Source organism: Sinorhizobium saheli (assembly GCF_001651875.1).
GTDB lineage: Bacteria > Pseudomonadota > Alphaproteobacteria > Rhizobiales > Rhizobiaceae > Sinorhizobium > Sinorhizobium saheli.
This window is the reverse complement of sequence record NZ_LNQB01000083.1, coordinates 104,356-125,558: the sequence shown is the minus strand read 5'-3', so window position 1 is coordinate 125,558 and position 21,203 is coordinate 104,356. Positions and strand designations below refer to the sequence as shown.

Sequence of the window (21,203 nt, the reverse complement as noted above, 5' to 3'; positions counted from 1 at the left end):
AAGTTTTAGTTGTTTAGTGTCTTTGTAACAAAAGTAAACATGTAAATACATATTCATTTTATTCCTGTAATTATTGGTCGTGTCTGCGAAAGAACTAGAAGATATACGCGATGCGACCCCACGTAAATTTGGGGGTAATGATGCGGAGGGAAGACTTACAGCAAGGGGCCGTGTTCGAGCGGCCGGACGGCGTCCAAGCCGCGGGCGATGCTCGTTGGTACGTGGTTCAGACGCACCAGCGCTGCGAGAACCTGGCTGCAATGCATCTGTCGTCGCAGAACTTCCGAACCTATCTGCCGCGACGGCGCCGTACCATTCGGCACGCGCACAGCATCAGGACGGTCTGCAGCGCCTATTTCGACTGCTATCTCTTTGTTTCCCTGGATATCCGGCAGCAAAGATGGTCGCCGATCAATTCGACGGTCGGCGTGCGGCGGCTCGTCATGAGTGAGCACGCGCCGCTGCCTGTCCCCCATGGGGTCGTCGAGTCCCTATTGGCGGCCACGGACGATGAGGGGTTCCTTCATCCAAAAGAATTACTGGAGCCTGGTCAAAAGATTCGCGTTACTAACGGCCCGTTTACAGATCAGCTGGGAACACTCGATTACGTTGGCCGATCAGGTGCTGTCAGGATTCTGATTGATATTATGAACCGTGCAGTTCCGATCTACATCGATCGCGATAAATTCTTGATAGTAACTTAAGATTGTTCTAGAGTTATATTTCTTTGTTGCGTTTTTGCAGATATTTATGGTTAAGGCGCAGGTGATGAGTGATACGACTCACCCTCGGTGCGGTAGCTTGCAAAAAAATGGTCCGGGATATGAGCTTGCAGGCGAGAAATGACGGTACTCGGTGAGGCGACGATGCACTTGAAGTCGGCCACCCTCGACGACACCGCGCCTTCTCGGATGGATACAGGCGCCCCTTTAAGCATGGGAGAGCGGGCAGCCGCTCTGCCGGTTGCAGCCGTCCTCTTCGGCGCCCTGGATGTCGCCGGCGTGCGCTACGGGATCATCCAGGATCTCGCGAGCCTGCCTGCAGCGCTTGCCGGCCGCGACGACATCGACCTGCTCGTCGATAAGCAGGACTACCAGCTGTTCTGTTCGATAATGGCTGAGCTGAACGGCGTGCGGGGCGTGAGCCTTTCCTGCTACGACAATGTCTGCGCCGGCAGAGAGGACTGGTTCGTCCCCGATTTTTCGCGAGGCGCCTATCTCCACCTCGACCTGCACGTCGGCATTCGTGTCGGCTGGGAGTTTCGCAAGCGCTATCTGGCCCTGGATTATCCGGCAATAGCGCGATGGGAGAGAACTTCGTCCGACGGGGTGTCCGTCCCCCTCGTCTCCGTGGAGGATGAGATCCGCCTTTCCCTTGCCCGCTTCGCGTTTCGCCTTTGGAGATTGCCCTGGCAACAATGGGTGACCATCGGCGGCAACTGGAAAGAGCAACTGTCCCGCCTTGAGTCGGCATCAGGCGGGAACGCTCCCCACCGCGTCGAATTCAAACTTGGGCGCGATGCCGTCAGTTGCAGAGTGCGGCCGAGCGGTCGCGGCCTGCTCGTGCATGGTGGAGATCTCGCCGGGCTCCGGCGCGCGATCCGTCGGCGGGCCGGCTTCTCGACCGTCAGCGGCATGGCGGACGCCGCGGTTCATCTGGTCCGCAAGACTTCCTACCTGGCGCTGAGGGTGCTTGGTCGCCTGATGCCCGGCGCCGTCCCGCCAAAGAGACGGCCTTCATCGGGCGGGCTCGTCGTGGCGCTCGTCGCCCCGGATGGACTGGGAAAGAGCACCCAGGTCGATCTCCTGACACGGAGATTTCGATGGAAGTTCGGCTGTGCGCGGGCCTATGTCGGAACCGGTGAGGGGAGCGGATGGTGGTTCCGCAAAGGCCTGCAGCAACTGGTCTTTCCCCGCAGGCGCGAGTTCAAGGCAGTCATCGCGCGCGGCGGCGAGGAATCCACTCCCCGAGGCGGGGCCAAGCGGAAAGTGCTGGCGCTCGGGCTCGCATTGTGGGGCGTCCTCATTGCGGTCGAGCGATACGTCGTCGTGAAACGGGCCTGCCGCTGGGCAACGCGCGGCCTGATCGTCATCTCAGACCGGTGGCCGCAAATGGTTCGCCAGGGATATCTGGACGGGCCGATGATACCGTCGAACCTCCCGTCGTTCCCCGGTCTGGCGACCTTGATCCGGCTCGAGCAAAGGCTTTACCGCAACATGGAGGCGTGCAGACCGCATCTGATCCTCCACCTCGTCTCCGATTTTTCCGTCTCCGAGAAGCGCAAGCCGGGAGCAATCCGGAAAGAGGGTTTTGAGGCGCGGATGGCGCTCATGACCGAGCTCAGGAACCGGGACAAGGACATCAGGGCCGTTGACGCGAGCGCCAGCGCGGAAGCGGTAAACCGGGAACTCTTCAGGCAGATCTGGCTGTCCCTGTAGCGGACGGCGACCCCTCCATCCCCTTTCACCAAGACGCCACACCAGACGCCCGAACGCGGCCTTTCGCGTGGGCGGTCACGCACGTTCGCAGGCTCGCGGAGATCAAAAAATGAGGATCGTTCACGTGCTAACCCGACTTCTTCGGGCAGGGTCCGAAGAGAATACGCTTGCGTGCTGTCTCTCCCAGGTGAGACACGGACACGAGGTGCTGTTGGTTCATGGCAATGAATATGATGCGGCATTGCGGGCCTCGGTTGCCGAAAGCCTGCCGGTGACGACTCTCGAAGCACTCGTTCATCCGCTATCGCCTTCCAAGGACGCTCTGGCCCTGAGGGATTTGAAGCGGCTGCTGCTCAAGTGGCAGCCGGACATCGTGCACACGCATCAAAGCAAGGCCGGCATCATCGGCCGCCTCGCTGCAAGAAAGGCCAACGTGCCGGGGATCATTCACGGCGTTCACATCCTGCCTTTCCTGCACGTCGGCAATGTGCGGAAGGTGGCGTTTCTGGCGGCGGAGCGCGTGGTCGCGAGGTTCACGCGCGCCTTCATCGATGTCAGTCAGTCGATGCGCGACATTTGCGTCGCCAATCATATCGGCAGTCCCGACCAGCACCATGTCGTTCACTCAGGCTTCGAGCTCAAGCGCTTCGCTGAGGCGCGTTGGCCGAGCGAGGCGCACAGGCTGCTCGGCACCGCTCCCGACCAGCCCAAGCCGCCTGTGGTGCTGATGCTGGCGGCACTGGAGCCAAGGAAGCGCCATGTCGAATTCATCGAGGCGTTCGCGCCGGTGGTCGAGCGCATCCCCGACGTGCAACTGCTCCTGGCCGGAGAAGGGCCGGCCCGACCCGCCGTGGAGGCGGCGATCGCGCGTTCCCCGGTTCAAGCCAATATTCACCTGATCGGCTATCACAGCGAACCCGAGCGGTTGATCAGTCTGGCGGACGTATGCGTCCTGACGTCGATGCGGGAAGGATTGCCTCGCGTGATCATGCAGTATCTTGCCGGCGGTCGCCCCTGCATCGCCACGCAATTGCCGGGGCTGGAGGAAGTCCTCAGGCACGGCGTCAACGGCATCGTCACGCCCGCAGGCGACGTGGGCGGCGCCGCCATAGCGGTCGCCGATCTTCTTGAAAACGGAGCCTATCGCGCCCGACTGGCCGAAGGTGCGAGACGAACCGACCTCACGTCCTGGGGGCTCGACGCCATGTGCGACAGTGTCGAGACGGTCTACCACTCCGTCCTTCGATCCGCTCGCGAGCCTCGCGTGACGGCCGTGAGCGCGAGACACGCATGAACGACGCGTGCTCGCGAATTGGCCGGCCGCTTCCATCGGCCTTCATGCCCTTTGCGCGATGAGTTCACCGAGGCATTTATCGACTGGCTCTGAGGTGTATCATGAGTGATACGCAATTGCCGATTGGAGCTGCGCGGGCTGCGCGGAACGCGAGCCTGCTCGGCATCGGGCGTGCCGCAAATCGCAATGTCATCAGGTGCCTCTTCCGTGGATCGGTTATGGTGGGCGACCTGTGCATGATCCTTGCCGCGGCCACCGTCACGGAACTTTATCATGCAGGGGCGATCGACATCGATGACGCCAATCTGCCCCATGTCGTCTTGCCGGCCTATCTCCTTGCTGCCTGGCGGCTCGGGGCTTACCGATTGGGGGCCTTGCGGTCCGTCTCGCTGTCGCTTCGCACTGCACTCATGTCCCTTGCCGCGGCCGTCGGCCTCGCGCTCTTTGCCGCATTCGCCTTCAACGTGACAGCCAGCGTATGGCGCGAGGATACGCTGTTCTTCTCGGCCCTCGCCGCGGCCGGACTCGTACTGCTGCGCTGGGGCGTTGCAGCAGGGATGTTGCGCAAGGACGGGAAGACGAAGCCGAGAATCGTGTTGTTGGGCGACGAGAGTGTCCGCTTGAATCGCGATCGGCGGGTCGCCGCAGATTTCAACGTGCGGGCGTGCAATTGGCAGCCGGTCGAGAGCGATCCGAATTTCCTGAACGAACTCTCCGAGGCCGTGGCCGGTTCGGATCGAATCGTCCTGTCGTTCCTGGATGTCGAGGAACGCCGGCAATGGGCGCGGCTCCTGATCGAGATCGGGTTCGAGATCGAATTGCTCGAGCCCGGCCTCGCCGATCTGCATCCGCGGTCGCTGCGCTATCTCGACTCAACGCCGACATTGGTGGTCTCCGCCGAACCGCTCACCTTGCGCAAGCGCGCCCTCAAGCGTGCGTTCGATCTGATGCTGGTGCTTGTGTCGGCGCCCGTGGTCCTGCCGCTTGTCGGCATCCTGGCCATCCTCATTCGCCTCGATTCACCCGGGCCCGTCTTCTTCGTGCAGAGGCGCATCGGGGCGAACAACAGATATTTCGACTGCATCAAATTCAGGACGATGCGGGCCGATCTCGCGGATGCGGCCGGCACGCGCCTCACCGAACGGGACGACCCGCGCATCACGCGGCTCGGACACTTCCTGCGCCACACCAGCCTCGACGAATTGCCGCAGCTTTGGAACGTGGTGCGCGACGAAATGAGTCTCGTTGGACCACGCCCGCACGCGCTCGGCGCATCGGCCGAAGGCGCGCTGTATTGGGAGGTCGTTCCGGCATACTGGCAACGGCACTCGATGAAGCCAGGCCTGACGGGGCTCGCCCAGATCCGCGGCTATCGCGGCCCGACCGAGAAGAGAAGCGAGATCGAGAACCGGGTCGCGGCCGATCTGGAATACATCCGGACATGGTCGTTGTGGCTGGACGTGACGATCATCTTCAGGACCTTGCGGGTCCTCCTGCACGACAATGCGTTCTGACGTGCCCCGTTCGGTCGACACCGGCGCCCGTGAAGGCCCCCGCCGTCAGAGCAGCTCTGAAACCCAGAGGAAGACCGCTATGAACTGGTTCGCTAAAGCATTTTGCAGTCGGGCGGAATCGCCCGACGTCGCAGAACTGCGGCAACAACAAACAGGTAGAGCGGTGGCGCGACTGCGCGGCATCTGGAGCGCAGTCAATCGCCTGCATGCGGTGCTTCGGGGACTCGTCTTCATCGTCGCGCTGCTTGGTGCGGACGCCTCTCGCGCAGACGGGTACGTGCTCGACACGGGCGACATGGTTCGCGTGACCGTCTTCGGCGAAGCGGCCTATCCTCTGGAGGTCGTCATCGATGACAGGGGAGCGATATCGCTTCCGCTGCTCGGAGACGTTCCCGCGCGCGGGCTCACCCCAGTCGCGCTTTCCAAGGACATTCAGCGCGCTTTCAAGGAGCGGAAGCTGATCCTCGAGCCCTTTGTCAAGGTTGAGATCGGCCAGTACCGGCCATTCTTCATAGCCGGGGCGGTCGCGCATCCCGGGTCCTACCCGTTTCAGCCGGGCATCACCGTTCGCCATGCCCTTGCCCTGGCAGGCGGCTTCCGTCCGACGACAGCCGGCGAATCCGTACCCGCCTTCAAAATCGCCGATCTGCGCAGTGAACGCGCAAACCTCACCATTGAAGAGTACCGTCTGAAGGTTCGGCTGGCCCGGCTTCGAGCCGAGAGCCGGCAGGAGAAGTCCTTCTCCGTCCCGGCGGATCCGCCGGTCGAACTCGGCGAGTTGGTGATCGCGGACATCGTCGCCTCGGAACAGGCGCAACTGAGGGCGCGGCTCTCCGCCTTCCAGGACGAGGTTTCATTCATCGAGGCCTCGCTGTCTCGATTGAAGAAGGAAGCGGACATGGTCGCCGAGGCGAGGGAGGAGCGGGAAAAGGCTGTCAAGAACCAGCTTGAGGAGCTGAATTCCATCCGCACTCTCCGTCAAAAAGGTCTCATGACCAATTCCAACGTCCTGGCGCTGGAACGGGCGCATAACAACTACCGGGTGGACCTCGCCCAGGCCGAGCTGCAGCAGACGCGCGTCGAGCAGGAAATGCTCAATCTGGAGAGCGAGCTGCGGAGAAAACGGCAGACCCACGAGTCCGAACTGATCGCCAATATCCAGGATACCCAGGTGGCGCTCGCAAAACTTGCGAGTCAGTTGAGGTACATCACCGACAAGCTGCTGTTCGTCTTCGAATATGGCGAGCACAGGACGCTCGAGGACCTGCAGGGCTCAGTCAAGATCGCAATCTTCAGACGCGGCCAGAAGACGGGCCAGGACATCCTGGCGGACGAAAACACCGAAGTGAAGGCCGGCGACGTGATCGAGGTCTCGGTCGTCGCAAACAAGGGCTTTTACGCTCCGGGAGCCTCCGGAACCGATGCCGGTTCCGGCAAGGCCGATCGGTCCGGGCATGAGGCGGGCGTCAACGGCCTCTGACATTTGCCGCGAGGGTGGGCATCACCTGACGCAAGCCCGTACAGCGGTTTCGGGAAATGGCGATGAAGACGTTGCGATCAGTCGGGTTGATGGTGCGTCTTGAGCAGGCCCGTCAACGAGCCCGACTGGATCGCCGCTATGGCGATGAGCGTGAGGCAAACCAAGGCAAGCGGACTGGCGATCCCCATCCGCTCGACCAGATAAAAGGGCGCTGTGACGAGCACCAGGGCGGATGAAAGAAAGATCCAGGCAACGCTCTGGAAACGTCCCCCCAGATAGCCGATCGTCAACAGGACCGCGAGTTCTAACACCGACTGCTCCTTACGACCGCGACCGGCCTGCAAGCCCATCCGCAAGTAACGCATTATGATAATATTATAATCAGAAAGAATGAACATTTTGCAACAGCGTACTGCGGTCTGTGGAAACTCCATATCGGCCGTCAATCACGGCGCTCAAGTCGTGGGAGCGCCGACGCATGCGAATTGCAGGGCCAGCCAGGCGGCCACCTTGCAGGGCGCCACCGGTCGCGGATGTCGATAAAAGCCAAAGGAGCGCAGCGCGTGCGCCGGGTTTCTTTCGCCGCGCTCGGCACGAGCGCGGGCTTGATCCTATTTGTGGCCGGGCTTGCTGCGCTGGTTCAGCCGCGCCTGCTTTTCGACTTTTCCGGGGCAATGCTGACACGCCTGACGTCCTATTTTACGGCAGCAGGAGTCGCCGGCTTTGCCGATGCCGATCTCGTCCTCGCGGCCGGCGTCATGCTCGCTGGAGCCGCCCTGATCCTCGTCGCACGCCGCGCGCGCTCGATGCCCGATGTCGCGCAGCCGGAACCGATGGCGCTTCTGCGTGGCGGGGGTCGCCGCCGGGCGCCGCGCCGCAGGCATCGTCGAGGCCGCGCCGTCACGAAATGGCAGGTCGCCGGTTTCGTACTGATCGCCCTCACCCTCGCGCGGGCCGCATTCGAGCTGCTGCCGCGGGTGTTCGACATCGGCAGACTGCGGGGGATGGCCGATTCCTGGGGACAGCTTCTGCCCGCCCGGCTGGTCAGGCAGGGCATTGGCGCTCTCGTTGCGCTGACGGGCCAATGGCCCGATCTGGCGCCTTACAAAGACCTGCTCAGCGCCCTGGATGGCCTCCCGCTTTGGCTGGCGGCAGGAGCTCTCGGGCTGCTGCTCGTGGCCGCGCCGGCAAGGCGGAGGCCGGCGGATTCCGCACGGCGCATGACCCTGCGTCCGCAATCCGTCGCGGGCGGCTTCCGGCCGGCGCCTGGCAAAGAGTTGGCGAGCGCTCTCGGGTCCTGCAAGCAGGCGCTCGCCGGCGTCGCGATCTTCAGCGGCGTCAGCAACATCCTCATGCTGAACGGCGCGATCTTCATGCTCCAGGTCTATGACCGCGTGCTGCCGAGCAGAAGCGTGCCGACGCTGACGGGTCTCGCGATACTCGCTGCCATTCTCTTCGTCGGGCAGGCCACGATCGATCTCGTGCGTGGCCGCGTCATGACCCGCATCGGAACAGAACTGGACGAGGCCGTGGGAGGGCGGGTGTTCGCCGCAATGACACGGCTGCCCTTGATGACCGGCCAGCAGGGGGAGGGGCTGCAGCCGCAGCGGGATCTCGACGGCATCCGCACATTTCTCTCCGGACCGGGGCTCAACGCGCTTTTCGAACTGCCGTGGCTGCCATTCTACCTGGCGATCATCTGGAGCTTCCACGCGATCCTCGGAATAACCGCGATCTGCGGCGCAATCGTGCTGGTGATCCTGACGGCTGCAACCGAGGCTCTGACCCGCAGGCCCTCGAGTGCCGCGGTATCGACCGGCATTCGGCGCAACAGCCTGGCCGAGGCCAGCCGCCGCAATGCCGAGGTGCTTGCAGCGATGGCGATGGCAGGGCCCTTGCATGACCGGTGGTGGAATGCGAGCCGGGAGTGCCTCGCCCAGCAGCAGCGCGTCAGCGATGTCGCCGGCGGGCTCGGCAGTGCTTCCCGAGCCCTCCGCCTGATGCTGCAGTCGGCGATGCTGGGCGTCGGTGCATGGCTCGTGATCCACGGGGAGGCGACAGCCGGAATCATCATCGCCGGTTCGATCCTGGCCGGGCGGGCGCTTGCGCCCGTCGATCTCGCCATTGCCCATTGGCGCAACTTCGTGGCCGCACGCCAGAGCTGGCGTCGACTGAGCCAGTTGCTGGCGCACTTGCCGCAGGAGGCGCAGCCGATGGCCCTGCCGGCGCCTCGCTCCAGCCTGGCGGTCGACCGGGTGGCAATCGGCGCACCGGGCACGCAGCGGATCCTGGTTCAGGGTATCGAGTTCAGTCTGGGTGCGGGTACGGGCCTCGGCATCATCGGACCGAGCGGCTCCGGTAAATCGAGCCTGGCGCGCGCACTTGTCGGTGCGTGGCGACCCTTGGCGGGGCGAGTGAAGCTCGATGGCGCGGCGCTCGACCAGTGGTCTCCAGACCAACTGGGGCGGCATATCGGCTACCTGCCGCAGGACGTCGAACTCTTCTCCGGAACGGTGGCCGAGAACATCGCCCGCTTCGACCCGGAAGCAACCGCGACGGCTGTCGTTGCGGCCGCGCGCGCGGCCGGCGTTCATGACCTGATCGTCAGCCTGCCGAACGGCTACGAGACCCAGATCGGCGAGGGCGGTGCCGCGCTTTCAGCCGGGCAGCGCCAGCGCATCGCCCTTGCACGCGCGCTTTACGGAAATCCTTTCCTGGTCGTTCTCGACGAGCCGAATTCCAATCTCGATGTCGAGGGCGAAACCGCACTTGCCGAAGCGATCCGGGGAATAAAGGCGCGTCATGGTATCGTCGTGGTCGTCGCTCATCGGCCGAACATCCTTGCCGCCCTGGACCTCCTGCTGGCGATAAAGGATGGACAGATGCACATGTTCGGACCGCGAGAGCGGGTGCTGGCGAAACTCTTTCCCATGGAGGCCGCCAACAACGACAGTCTGAAGCCCGCTTTGATGTCGCCACAGCGGCCGAATTGAAGACGGTGAGAGAGCGAGCGGCACGATGCCAGAGATCCGGGTGAAAGCACACCATTCTACGCGGCGATCCATCCGCCACAACCTGCTGGGTGGAGCGACGGTTGTTGCATTGCTCGTCGGCGTCGTCGGCGGCTGGGCGGCGACCACCGACATTTCGGAAGCCGTCATCGCCTATGGGACGGTGGTCGTGGACGACAACGAGAAGAAGGTCCAGCACCCGACGGGGGGCATTGTCGGCAAGATCTTCGTGCGCGATGGCGGCCACGTCAAAGCCGGTGATCTCCTGGTCCAGCTCAGCGACGTCGTTCCGAGAGCAAACCTTGCTTTCGTCGCGAAGAGCCTGGACGAGCTCTACGCGCGCAAAGCCCGTCTCGGGGCCGAGCGCGATGGGCTCGAGCAGATGACCGTTGCTCCCGAGCTTGCCATGCGCATGCAGGAAGGAGACGTCGCGAAACTGATTGCCAGCGAGAAACGGCTCTTCGAGCTACGCCGCATCGCCAGGACGGGCAACAAGGCGCGGCTTCGCGAACGCAGGGACCAGCTGCTGAACCAGATCGAGGGCTATACGGCGCAGGAAATATCCAAGGGCAAGGAAATCGAACTGATAAAGAGCGAGCTCAAGGGCATCCGCAGCCTCGTCGAGCGCAAGCTCGTGTCGTTATCGAAGCTGACGTCCTATGAACGCGAGGCGACGCGCATCGAAGGCGAGCGCGCGCAAACGCTCTCGAGCATCGCGCAGGCGCGAGGGGCGATCGCCGAGGTGGAGCTCCAGATCCTGCAGTTAGACAAGGAATTCTCCAGCGAGACGGCAAGCGAGCTGCGCGAGGTCGACGCCAAGATCGCCGAATTCGAGGAGCGCAGGGTGATGGCGCAGGACCAGCTGACGCGCATCGACATCCGCGCTCCCGCGAGCGGCATCGTGCACCAGTCGACCGTCCATACCGTCGGCGGCGTGATCAGCGCCGGGGAGCCGATCATGTTGATCGTGCCCGACGCCGACACCCTCACGGTCGAAGCGAGGATTGCCCCGCAAGATATCGACCAGCTTCTCGTCGGCCAAAGCGCCCTCTTGCGTTTCACCGCCTTCAACCAGCGCAGCACGCCGGAGATTCCAGGGGTGGTCTCGCTTATCGCGGCCGACGTCACGCGCGATCAGCGGACGAATGAGCACTACTACGTCGTGCGCGTCATGCCCGATCCCAGCAAGGTGGAGAGCCTCGGCTCCATGGCGCTCGTTCCGGGCATGCCGGTCGAGGTTTTCATCAAGGCCGGCGAGCGCAAGGTGATCTCCTATCTGACGAAGCCCCTGACGGACCAGATGATGCGCGCCTTCCGGGACCAATAGACGCAGAAGTTGGTATTTCATCGAAGGGGGATTTTGCCCATGCTGGCAACGAATTTGAGGCCTCCGATTTTCCTGATTGGCAACTATCGCTCCGGCACGACGATCGCGCAGAATCTGATCGGGCTGCACCCGGACGTCGTGACCTGGTACGAGCCGAGGACGCTCTGGCTCTATGCGGATCCGGGGCGGCGTCACGATGAGTTTTCCGAGAGCGATGCCACGGAAAAGGTGATCCGCTACATCCGCGGTCGATTCCTCGAATTCCAGGTGCGGTCCGGCAACCGGCAGATCATGGAAAACACGCCGTCAAACGTCTTGCGCGTGCCCTACGTCCATAAGATCTTCCCGGAAGCGACATATCTTTACATAACTCGGAATCCGTTCTCGTGCATCAGTTCGATGGAATTGAAGTGGCAGAGAACAAAAACGATAAAGGGTTTGCGCAGAACGCTCGCCGTCACACCGATCACGCAATTGCATTACTACGTCGGCGGCTTCGTGAAGCAAATGATCGTGAAGAAGTTGCTGAGGCGAAAATACACCCCGAGCTATGGGCCGCGATATCGGGGGATCGATCACGACCTGAACGAGCGCAACAACATGAAGGTGATCGCGCGGCAGTGGGCGCGAGGCAATCGCAAGGCCCGGGAAGACCTCGCCAGGCTCGGGAACGGGCGGGTGTTGTGGTTCCGCTACGAGGATCTGATGCAGGACACCGAGGCCACCCTGCGGCGCATCTATGAGCACTGCGGACTGGCCTGCAGCGACGACATCGTCCGCGCGGCGAAGGAGATGGTCGATCCGACCCGGCAGGAGAAATGGCTGCGCCTCGACCGGGAGGAACTGCGGGCGATCCTGCCGGAGATCGAGGAGGAGATGGGGTTTTACGGCTACGAAATCCCGGAGCCCCTTCGATTAGCCGGAGTTTCGGCGGCGCCGCGCATTCCGTCGGATGCGCAAAGATCGCTGTAGCACTTTGAATCGCTGCGTGTCCTTGTCCTTGCATAGAGGGCGATCCAAGGGGACATGCAGTCGGCCGCGTGAGGGGAGCAACGCGTGAGCAACATCCGGCAAGGACTGGCGAAGCGGAGTGTCGTGGGCATATTCTGGACAGGCTTGTCCATGGGTGCCCTTGCCGTGGCGGAGCTCGTCGCGCTGCTCGTCCTGGCGCGGCTCCTGTCGCCCAATGAATTCGGCCTTTACGCCGCCGCGCTCGTCGTCATCAAATTCTCCTCAATCTTCGAGGGCCTCGGCGTCGCCCCGGCGATCGTGCAGCGGCACGAACTCGAGGAGCGCCATCTCCGGGTCGGGTTCACCCTGTCGCTCGTCCTCAGCCTCACCGTCGCCGCGCTCGTCTGGACGGTGGCGCCGGTAATTGCGGATTTGCTGCGCCTTCCCGGTCTTACGCCTGTGGTGCGGGCCTCCTGCGTCGTGTTCCTTTGCCAAGGGGTGGCGATGGTCGCGCAGGCTAGCGCCCAGCGCGCGTTGCGGTTCCGCTGGCTCGCGGCCGTCGATGCGGCCGCCTTTGCCATCGGCTATGTCGTCGCCGCTCCCGTGCTGGCTTGGCTCGGCTTCGGCATCTGGGCGCTTATCGGCGCTCTGGTTATCCAGAACCTCGTGCGTATGGTCGTATTGGTGCTCGGCCAGCCGCATGCGAAGCGGCCGATGCTCGAACGCCCCGCGATCGGCGAATTGCTCTATTTCGGCGGCGGGTTCACGCTTGCGAGGATATTCAACTATCTCGCCACGCAAATCGACAGGCTTGTCGCGGGCCGCTGGCTGGGCGCCGATACGCTCGGCGCGTACTCGCTTGCCTCGCAGCTCATGACGGCACCGGCGATGCTCGTCGGCCAGATTCTCGACCGCGTGCTGTTTCCGACCATGGCGCTCATCCAGCAGGAGCCCGCCCGGCTCGCCCGCGCCTACCGCAGCGCGATTGCGGCTTGCGCGCTGTTCGCCCTGCCGACGAGCGCGATCGTGGTCATCGTGGCGCCGGAGCTCGTGCGCGTGATGCTCGGCCCGGCATGGGAAGGCGTCGTCATCCCGCTGCAGATCCTCGCCTCGGGCATGTTGTTTCGCACGAGCTACAAGCTCAGCGACTCCCTGGTGCGGGCAACCGGCGCCGTCTATGCCCGCGCCTGGCGACAGGCGATCTTCGCCGTCGCCGTCGCGGTCGGGGCCACAACCGGGCAGCGTTGGGGGGTGGCGGGGATGTCGCTCGGCGTCGTCGCCGCCGTCGCGCTCAACTTCTTCCTGATGGCGCAGCTCAGCCTGCGTGTCACCGGAATGTCCTGGACCGAGTTCGCCGTGGCGCACCTGCCGGGGCTCGCCCTCGCGGTCGCGGTCGCGACCCCGGTCTGGGCGATGACGGAGCAGCTGCGCCGGGCGGAGGTGGGTCCCTTCACCCTGCTCATCGAGGTGGCATTGGTAGGAGCGACCGCCGGGCTGGTGCTTTGCTGGCTCCTGCCGTCGCTGTTTCTCGGACGGGAAGGCCGGTCGGTGCTGCGGATGCTGGCGGCAATGACACCGGCCTTTCTGCAGCGCAGTCGCCCGGGATAGTGCAGGGCACGCCCGACCCGGGGCGATCCATCACATTACCGTCTTCGACTGCGAGCCACTGCCGGGTGCCGGCAATGGCTCGCAGGCGCGTTTCAGGGGACGGGGAATTACCAAGGCGTTCACAGGCAAAACGTTCCGACGATTCCACCATCATCGCTGCGGCGGCAACTGCGCGTCGCACCATGGGCCGGCAGCCGCTATGACGGGCCGGCCATGCAACGGAAAGGAGACTGGAGATGTCTAAACTGTCTAAACCCGTTGTAACAGAGTTCAGCATCGATTTTGGCCTCAAAGGCGACCGGCTGGCGATCGACGGGGTAGTTCCGCCGCTCGGGGCCGCCGATCGGAACAACGCGTCGCGTTTCTTTACCGAAGGCGCGTTGCTGGCGACCTTGCCTCCGCTCACTGACGGCTGGCGCGTCACTCCACCGGCGTTCGCCGACGATCCCCAGCGCTCCACCTCGGACACCGACGAAGGCAAGGACCGGCAGGACGCACCCTCCGCGCCCGATAACGACTTCACGCCCGACCTGACCCCGGTCATAGCGGACGAAGACGGACCGGGTACCGCCCCGGCGACGCGGGCCGACGGCCATCGCGTGAGTGCGGTACCTGACGAGCCGAGGGAGCCCGACACTGTGATCAGGGACCACTCGGCCAAGGACCACGATGTCGCCGATGTGGGCAGGCCGCGCGTCGACGTCGGCAAGGCCAACGTCGACCCTGGCAAGGCCGATGCCGACAGCGCGGAGCCGGCGCCCCCGACGGGCAATGACGCCGACCCGTATTCGGGGGAGATGCGGCTCGCGACCTCAGCTGACACCACCGTCGATACGAGCGTCGAGACCAGTCTGCTGTCGCAGGCCCTCGTCAGTACGGCCGCGACCGCCCCGATGATGACCACCTTTGCCGCGAGCAGCAGCACGCCGACCATCTTCGAGGCAAGAGTGGCCGCCGCCGGCGATGACATCGAACAACGGGTCTCCGGCGGGATTTCCAGCAACGTTTCTGATCTCGACATGGGTTTTGATGGCACGAGTGCTCAGATCTTGGGGTTGCGCTACACCGGCATCGACATTCCTCAGGGCGCGATCATCACCAGCGCCTACATCCAGTTCGCGGCCGACGAGGTGGAGACCGGTGCCGCATCGCTGCGGATCGAGGGAGAAGACGCGGACGATGCGGCCGCCTTTGCAAACATAAAATTCAATGTCTCCTCGCGCGCGAGGACGGGCGCGTCGGTTGCGTGGGACGTGGCCCCGTGGACGACGGAGGGTGAGGCGGGTCTCGCCCAGCGCACGCCGGACCTCTCGGCGATCATACAGGAGATCATCAACCGGTCCGGCTGGGCGGCGCTCAACGATATCGCGTTCCTGATCAGCGGCACCGGCACGCGCACGGCAACGTCCTTCGAGGGCAATGCCGCGACCGCACCGCTGCTGCATATCGAATACTACCTGCCGACCACCAGCAATCCGGTGGTCTTCAACAATCCGGCCGATGCGGATGGTGCCACCAACCAGATCGCCGAACTGGCGATCGCCGGCACCAAGGTCGGCATCACCGCCTCGGCCAGCGACCCCGATGCCGGCGATACGGTCAGCTACAGCATCGATGACACACGCTTCGCCATCGACGCCAACGGCGTGATCACACGCTCCAACACCGGTACGCTCGACTTCGAAACCGCGACCTCGATCACGCTCACGGTAACGGCGACTTCGTCCGACCTGAGCACCGCAACGAAGACCTATACCATTAATATCCTTAACAGCCCGGAGCCGGTCGCGTTCAACGCCCCGGCCGACACCGACTCGGACCCCAATCGCATCGCTCAGAACGCGGCCGCGGGTACGGAGGTCGGGATCACGGCCTCGGCCAGGGATCCGGACGCGGGCTCGACGGTCACCTACAGCCTCAACGACGCGCGCTTTGTCATTGACCCCACGACCGGCGTCATCACGCGCTCGGGGACCGGCACGCTCAATGCCCAGTCCGAGGCCAACATCACGCTTACCGTCACGGCGACCTCGTCCGACGGCAGCACCGACACGGAAAGCTTCAACCTGGGCGTCACGAGCGGCACGAGCAATCAGCCCCCGTCATCGGTAACCCTGGTCAGGACAATCCTCACTTCACAATGGTCGCCAGCGAGCCCCGACCCCTCGGGAATCGCCTATATCCCGCATCTGGGCACGTTTTTGGTTTCCGACGGGGAAGTCGACGAGATGTCGATCTTCAAAGGCAAGAATGTCTTTGAAATGAGCCCCAGCGGCCAGCTCGTCGGGTCGCGATCGACAACCGGTTTTTCCGATGAGCCGACGGGGGTCGCCTACAACCCTGCCAACCGGCACCTCTTCTACACGGACGATACCGGCACGAAGAGCGTATACGAACTGAACCCGGGAGCCGACGGTCTCTACCATACCTCCGACGACATCGTGACCTCGTTCAAGACATCGGCCTTCGGCAGCACGGATCCGGAAGGGATAGCATATGACACGAAGCGTGGGGTGCTGTATATCGCCGATGGCGTAAGCGACACCATCTACACGGTCAAGCCCGGCGCCAACGGCAAGTTCGACGGCGTGCCGTCCGTCGGCGGCGACGACATTGTCACGAGTTTTTCCGTGGGTTCCCTGGGCATCAATGATCCCGAAGGGGTCGAGTACGATCCCGCCCACGACCTCCTCTACGTTATTGCCTCGCGTAGCAAGGTGGCGATGTTGACGACCACAGGGCAATTGCTGGGCATGCTCGATATCTCGGCGGCAGGCGCCCGCAATCCGGCGGGACTGGCGCTGGCCCCCAGCAGCGGCAATCCGAACGAGATGAGCCTCTACATCGTCGATCGCGGCGTCGACAACGACTCAAATCCGAATGAGAACGACGGCAAGGTGTACGAGTTCCACATCGACAACTGGCTGCTCTCCTGAGTTGCGGGGGCAAATGCCCATCTGAAGATCGGCGCCACCGCGCCGGATCATCCTGCGGCCTCCGGAATGGCCTCGCCCGTGCCCGCGGCAAGGTCGGCAGCCGCGAATTGCAAACACTTGAGCGCTGTCGCGTCCTCAAGACGGGGAAACGCGCGCGCAAAGGAGATTCGATATGACGAGATTGGATCGATTTCCTGGCATAAAACCTGTCATCACGGCATTCAGCGTCGATACCGGCGTCAAAGGCGATCGGCTGGCCGATGACGCGTCGGTCACGCTTGCCGGCCTCGCCGCTCCGAATGTCACCGTGCGCTTGTATGCCGATGGCGTCCTTCTGGGGACGACAATCTCCGACGAGAGCGGCAACTGGCGTTACGTGACCCCTGAGGTGCCTGACGATACCCATGGTCTCGTCGCCGAAACCGGCAGCGGCAGGGATCGGCAGGCTTCGGACCCGCTGGTGACGTCAATCGACGACACCGCCGCACCCGGGATCACGCCGATCATGCCCGACGAAAGCGGCTTGCACCGCATATCCGGCGCCGAGCGGGAACGGGGCATCGATATCTTTCGTGACGATACGTTGCTCGCCACGGTGACTGCGGATGCTGCCGCCCCCGTTACGACCGGGGCCGCCACGGCCACCGGCGAAGAAGAGCAGGGGGCGTCATTCCAAAAACCGGCCCCTTCAACATCTGGTGCCGGCAATGCGGTCGTCCTCGCCGCGACGACAGGACAACAGCTGGCCGTCACGAGCAGCGTCACCCCGACGATCTTCGAGAGGAGGGTCGCATCCAGCGCCGATGACGTCGAACAAGTGGCGAAGGGTACGATGTCGCTCAACAGCGGCGACCTCGAGTTGACGACCGATGGTACCAAGGTCCAGACGGTCGGGATCCGCTTCACCGGCATCGACATTCCGCCAGGCGCGATCATCACCAACGCCTATATCCAGTTCACGGTGGACACGGTGGCGAGCGGTGCGGTGTCACTCCTGATCCGCGGCGAGGATGCGGACGACGCGGGGGTCTTCACCACCGCCCCGTTCAACGCCTCCTCGCGCCCGACCACCGGTGCATCGGTCGCCTGGCTGCCGCCGGACTGGACGATTCGGGGCGAGGCCGGCCTCGCCCAGCGCACGCCGGACCTGTCGGCGATCGTGCAGGAGATCGTCGACCGCCTCGGCTGGGCGGCGCTCAACGACATGGCGTTCCTGATCACCGGCACCGGCACGCGCACCGCACGCGCCTATGACAGCCGGCCCGCTTCGGCGCCGCTTTTGCACATCGAATACTATGTGCCGCTCGCCGGCGATCCGGTGGTCTTCAATAATCCGGCCGATGCGGATGGTGCCGTCAACCAGATCGCCGAACTGGCGATCGCGGGCACGGCGGTCGGCATCACCGCTTCGGCGAGCGATGCCGATGCCGGCGACACGGTCAGCTACAGCATCGACGATTCGCGCTTCGCCATCGACGCCAACGGCGTGATCACCCGCTCCAATACCGGTACGCTCGATTTCGAAACCGCGACGTCGATCACGCTCACGGTGACGGCGACCTCGTCCGACCGAAGCACCGCAACTCAGACCTATACCCTCAACATTCTCAACAGCCCGGAGCCGGTCGCCTTCAACACCCCGGCCGACACCGATCCGGACGTCAATCGCGTCGCCCAGAACGCGGCGGCCGGCACGGAGGTCGGGATCACCGCCTCGGCCAGGGACCCCGACGCCGGCTCGACGGTCACCTACAGCCTGAACGACCCGCGCTTCGTCATTAACCCCAATACCGGCGTCATCACCCGCTCGGGCAGCGGGACGCTCAACGCCCAATCCGAGCCGACCATCACCCTTATCGTCACGGCGACCTCGTCCGACGGCAGCAGCGACACCGAAAGCTTCAATGTTTCCGTGGTCAGCGGCAGCACCCCGACGATACTCGAAAGAAGGGTCGCATCGAGCACCGACGACGTGGAGGAGGCTGCCTCCGGCTCGATGTCCATCGCCAGCAGCGATCTCGAGCTTGCCGTCGACGGCACCAAGGTTCAGACGGTCGGGATGCGCTTCACCGGCCTCGACATTCCCCAGGGCGCGATCATCACCAACGCCTATATCCAGTTCACGGTCGACTCCGTCAGCAGCGGGGCGGTGTCGCTCCTGATCCGCGGACAGGATGCGGACAACGCGGCCGCCTTCACGACCGCCCAGTTCAATGCCTCTTCGCGCCCTACCACCGGTGCATCGGTCGCCTGGCAGCCGCCGAGCTGGACGACGCGCGGCGAGGCTGGTCTTGCCCAGCGCACGCCGGACCTCACGGCAATCGTGCAGGAGATCGTCGACCGCCTCGGCTGGACAGCGCTCAATGACATGGTGTTCCTGGTCACCGGCAGCGGCACGCGCATCGCCCGGGCCTATGACAGCCGGCCGGAGGCCGCGCCGCTCCTGCATGTCGAATACATCCTCCCCGGCCCAAGCAGCGCGCCCGTCGTCTTCAATACCCCGGCGGACGCCGATCCCGCCGTCAGCCAGATCGCCGAACTGGCGATCGCCGGCACGAAGGTCGGCATCACCGCCTCGGCCAGCGATCCCGATGCCGGCTCGACGGTAACCTACAGCATCAACGATTCTCGCTTCGCGATCGACGCCAACACCGGCGTCATCACGCGCTCCGGCACCGGCACGATCGATTTCGAGACCTCGAGTTCGATCACCCTCACGGTGACGGCGACCTCGTCCGATCGCAGCACCGCGACGAAGACCTTCACTCTCGGCATTCTCGACAGCCCGGAACCGGTCGCCTTCAACACGCCGGCAGATGCCGACGCGTCCACCAATCGGATCGTCGAGAACGCTGCTGCCGGCACGAGGATTGGCATCACGGCCTCGGCCAGGGATCCCGATGCGGGCTCGACGGTGACCTACGGCATCAACGACCCGCGTTTCGTGATCGACGGGGCCGGCGTCATCACCCGCTCCGGATCGGGCACGCTCAATGCCCAGTCCGAGCCGACGATCACCCTCACCGTGACTGCAACGTCCTCCGATACGACCAGCGCGACCCAGAACTTCACCGTCAATGTCGCTCCGGAAGCCCCGCAGGTTCTGTTCCGCTTCGCCGTCTTCGGCGATTACGGCGACACGTCACTCTCCGGCGAGCAGGCCGTCGCCCAGCTCGTCCACGGTTGGAACGTGGATTTCATCCTCACCGTCGGGGACAATGTCTATGCGCCGCAAACGATCGACAACGCGATCGGCCAGTTCTACCACGACTATATCGGCAACTATAAGGGCGCGTATGGTAGCGGCAGCGCGGTCAACCGCTTCTTTCCAACCATCGGCAATCATGAATACGACGACGGGAACGTGCCCGGCTATCTGAACTATTTTACCCTGCCGGACAACGAGCGCTATTACGATTTCCAGGTAGGATCGGTTCGTTTCTTCGCGCTCAACAGCAACAGCGAGGAACCGGACGGCGACAGCGCCAGCTCGGTCCAGGGCCAATGGCTGCAATCCGCACTCGCAACTTCCGAGGCGTTGTTCAACGTGGCCTACTTCCATCACACGCCGTACACGCCGGGAGGCGGCGAAAGCGACATGCGATGGCCCTTCGAGAATTGGGGGGTGGACGCTGTCTTCGCCGGCCATGATCACGAATATTTCCGCGTCATGCGCGACGACAACGGCGACGGGGTCCCGCTCCCCTACACCACGACGGGGCTTGGCGGCGCCGGCAATAGCCCGCCGAATGTCGGTGCGAGCCTGGTGACGGTCACCGATGCCGGCATGCTGATCGAGTTCTACACGGTCGACGGCGTCCGCCGGGATTCCTACTTCATGCAGGCACCGGTCGGGGGCAATCCGCTGTTCGTCAACGGCAACGACGTCATGAACGGCACGGCCGCTGCCGACTATTTGTGGGGGCTTGGCGGCACCGATTCGCTGACCGGCGGGCGGGGCAACGACATGCTGATCGGCGGCGCCGGCAACGACCTCTACATCTTCCGCCTCGGCGATGGCGCGGACATCATTGCCGATTTCGTGCCTGGCACGAACACCGACGACGTTCTCGATCTCAGGGCCTTCGGCATCGACAGTGCGGCCGAATTCCGACAGTTTGCAACGAACCAGGGTTCTGATGTCGTGTTAGAGCTCGGGAATGGCGATCGGATCACGCTGGTCGGGGTTCAGGTGGCCCAGTTCCAGGACAGCGACTTTCGGACCGACCTGCTCCTTGCGTGAAGCCATCCCTCCCGGAAGAGAATACGGTGCTGTCCACGTCAGCAAGGTAGTTCGCCGCGCGTCCAGAGCGGGATGCGCTCACATGCGTTCGCGCCATCGCCATATCTGCTTGTTTTTGCTGCATTTTCTGCGACGGCAGGTGATTCCACCTGACTGCAAAATGCTTCAGGGCGCGAAGAGTGCCTTCAGCCCTCAACGCAAGGTGCTACAGCGCCGCGCGTCCGAATGAAGACGCGCGGCTGCTGCAGCGGCTATTTCTCGACGCGGTCGCGGTTCCGATCCTGCCCACCATGGGGGCGGTAGCCGTCGGAGCTCGAGCCGCTCGACTTGGCGATCGCGCGGGAACTCAGGCTTGTTCCCAGCAGCAGCGTTACGGAAGGGGGGGTCACTATCGCGAAACG

At 63.7% G+C, this 21,203-nt stretch carries 12 protein-coding genes; 11 read left to right on the top strand and 1 reads right to left on the bottom strand.

The window, feature by feature from the left end:
* The first annotated feature begins 140 nt into the window (after nt 1-140).
* The 5 genes from nusG (at nt 141) to ATB98_RS20390 (ending at nt 6,726) form a co-directional block, all read left to right on the top strand.
* The gene (nusG, locus tag ATB98_RS20410) at nt 141-704 is read left to right on the top strand and encodes a transcription termination/antitermination protein NusG (protein WP_153435413.1); all 564 of its coding nucleotides are present in this window, start codon (nt 141-143) and stop codon (nt 702-704) included.
* Between the two features lie 138 nt (nt 705-842).
* Nucleotides 843-2,438 (top strand): hypothetical protein, encoded by a 1,596-nt coding sequence (locus ATB98_RS20405; protein ID WP_174551911.1) that lies wholly within the window; start codon nt 843-845, stop codon nt 2,436-2,438.
* Nucleotides 2,439-2,547: 109 nt separating this feature from the next.
* The gene (locus tag ATB98_RS20400) at nt 2,548-3,732 is read left to right on the top strand and encodes a glycosyltransferase (protein WP_066876820.1); all 1,185 of its coding nucleotides are present in this window, start codon (nt 2,548-2,550) and stop codon (nt 3,730-3,732) included.
* Between the two features lie 236 nt (nt 3,733-3,968).
* Entirely contained in the window at nt 3,969-5,246 is a 1,278-nt protein-coding gene (locus ATB98_RS20395) for an exopolysaccharide biosynthesis polyprenyl glycosylphosphotransferase (protein WP_192933981.1), read from the top strand.
* A 163-nt stretch (nt 5,247-5,409) separates the two neighbouring features.
* Nucleotides 5,410-6,726, top strand: a complete 1,317-nt coding sequence (locus tag ATB98_RS20390; RefSeq protein WP_234781958.1) for a polysaccharide biosynthesis/export family protein — start codon at nt 5,410-5,412, stop codon at nt 6,724-6,726.
* A gap of 77 nt (nt 6,727-6,803) precedes the next feature.
* Here the strand turns inward: ATB98_RS20390 and ATB98_RS20385 are convergent, their stop codons facing one another.
* Nucleotides 6,804-7,037, bottom strand: coding sequence for a hypothetical protein (locus ATB98_RS20385; RefSeq protein ID WP_153435414.1), 234 nt, complete (start codon nt 7,035-7,037; stop codon nt 6,804-6,806).
* 909 nt (nt 7,038-7,946) lie between these two features.
* Between ATB98_RS20385 and ATB98_RS20380 the strand changes: the two genes are divergently transcribed.
* The 6 genes from ATB98_RS20380 to ATB98_RS20355 all read left to right on the top strand — a co-directional run bounded on the left by ATB98_RS20380 (nt 7,947) and on the right by ATB98_RS20355 (nt 20,802).
* The gene (locus ATB98_RS20380) at nt 7,947-9,719 is read left to right on the top strand and encodes a type I secretion system permease/ATPase (RefSeq protein WP_066877393.1); all 1,773 of its coding nucleotides are present in this window, start codon (nt 7,947-7,949) and stop codon (nt 9,717-9,719) included.
* A gap of 25 nt (nt 9,720-9,744) precedes the next feature.
* Nucleotides 9,745-11,064, top strand: a complete 1,320-nt coding sequence (locus ATB98_RS20375) for an HlyD family type I secretion periplasmic adaptor subunit (protein ID WP_066876816.1) — start codon at nt 9,745-9,747, stop codon at nt 11,062-11,064.
* 39 nt (nt 11,065-11,103) lie between these two features.
* A complete protein-coding gene (locus tag ATB98_RS20370; RefSeq protein ID WP_066876815.1) occupies nt 11,104-12,036 on the top strand; it encodes a sulfotransferase family protein in 933 nt (310 codons plus the stop codon).
* An 84-nt stretch (nt 12,037-12,120) separates the two neighbouring features.
* Nucleotides 12,121-13,623: a lipopolysaccharide biosynthesis protein gene (locus tag ATB98_RS20365; RefSeq protein WP_084435623.1), complete on the top strand. Its 1,503-nt coding sequence runs from the start codon at nt 12,121-12,123 to the stop codon at nt 13,621-13,623.
* Nucleotides 13,624-13,859: 236 nt separating this feature from the next.
* Nucleotides 13,860-16,559 (top strand): RTX toxin, encoded by a 2,700-nt coding sequence (locus tag ATB98_RS20360; RefSeq protein ID WP_066876814.1) that lies wholly within the window; start codon nt 13,860-13,862, stop codon nt 16,557-16,559.
* A gap of 172 nt (nt 16,560-16,731) precedes the next feature.
* Nucleotides 16,732-20,802: a metallophosphoesterase gene (locus ATB98_RS20355; protein WP_084435621.1), complete on the top strand. Its 4,071-nt coding sequence runs from the start codon at nt 16,732-16,734 to the stop codon at nt 20,800-20,802.
* Nucleotides 20,803-21,203 lie beyond the last annotated feature (401 nt).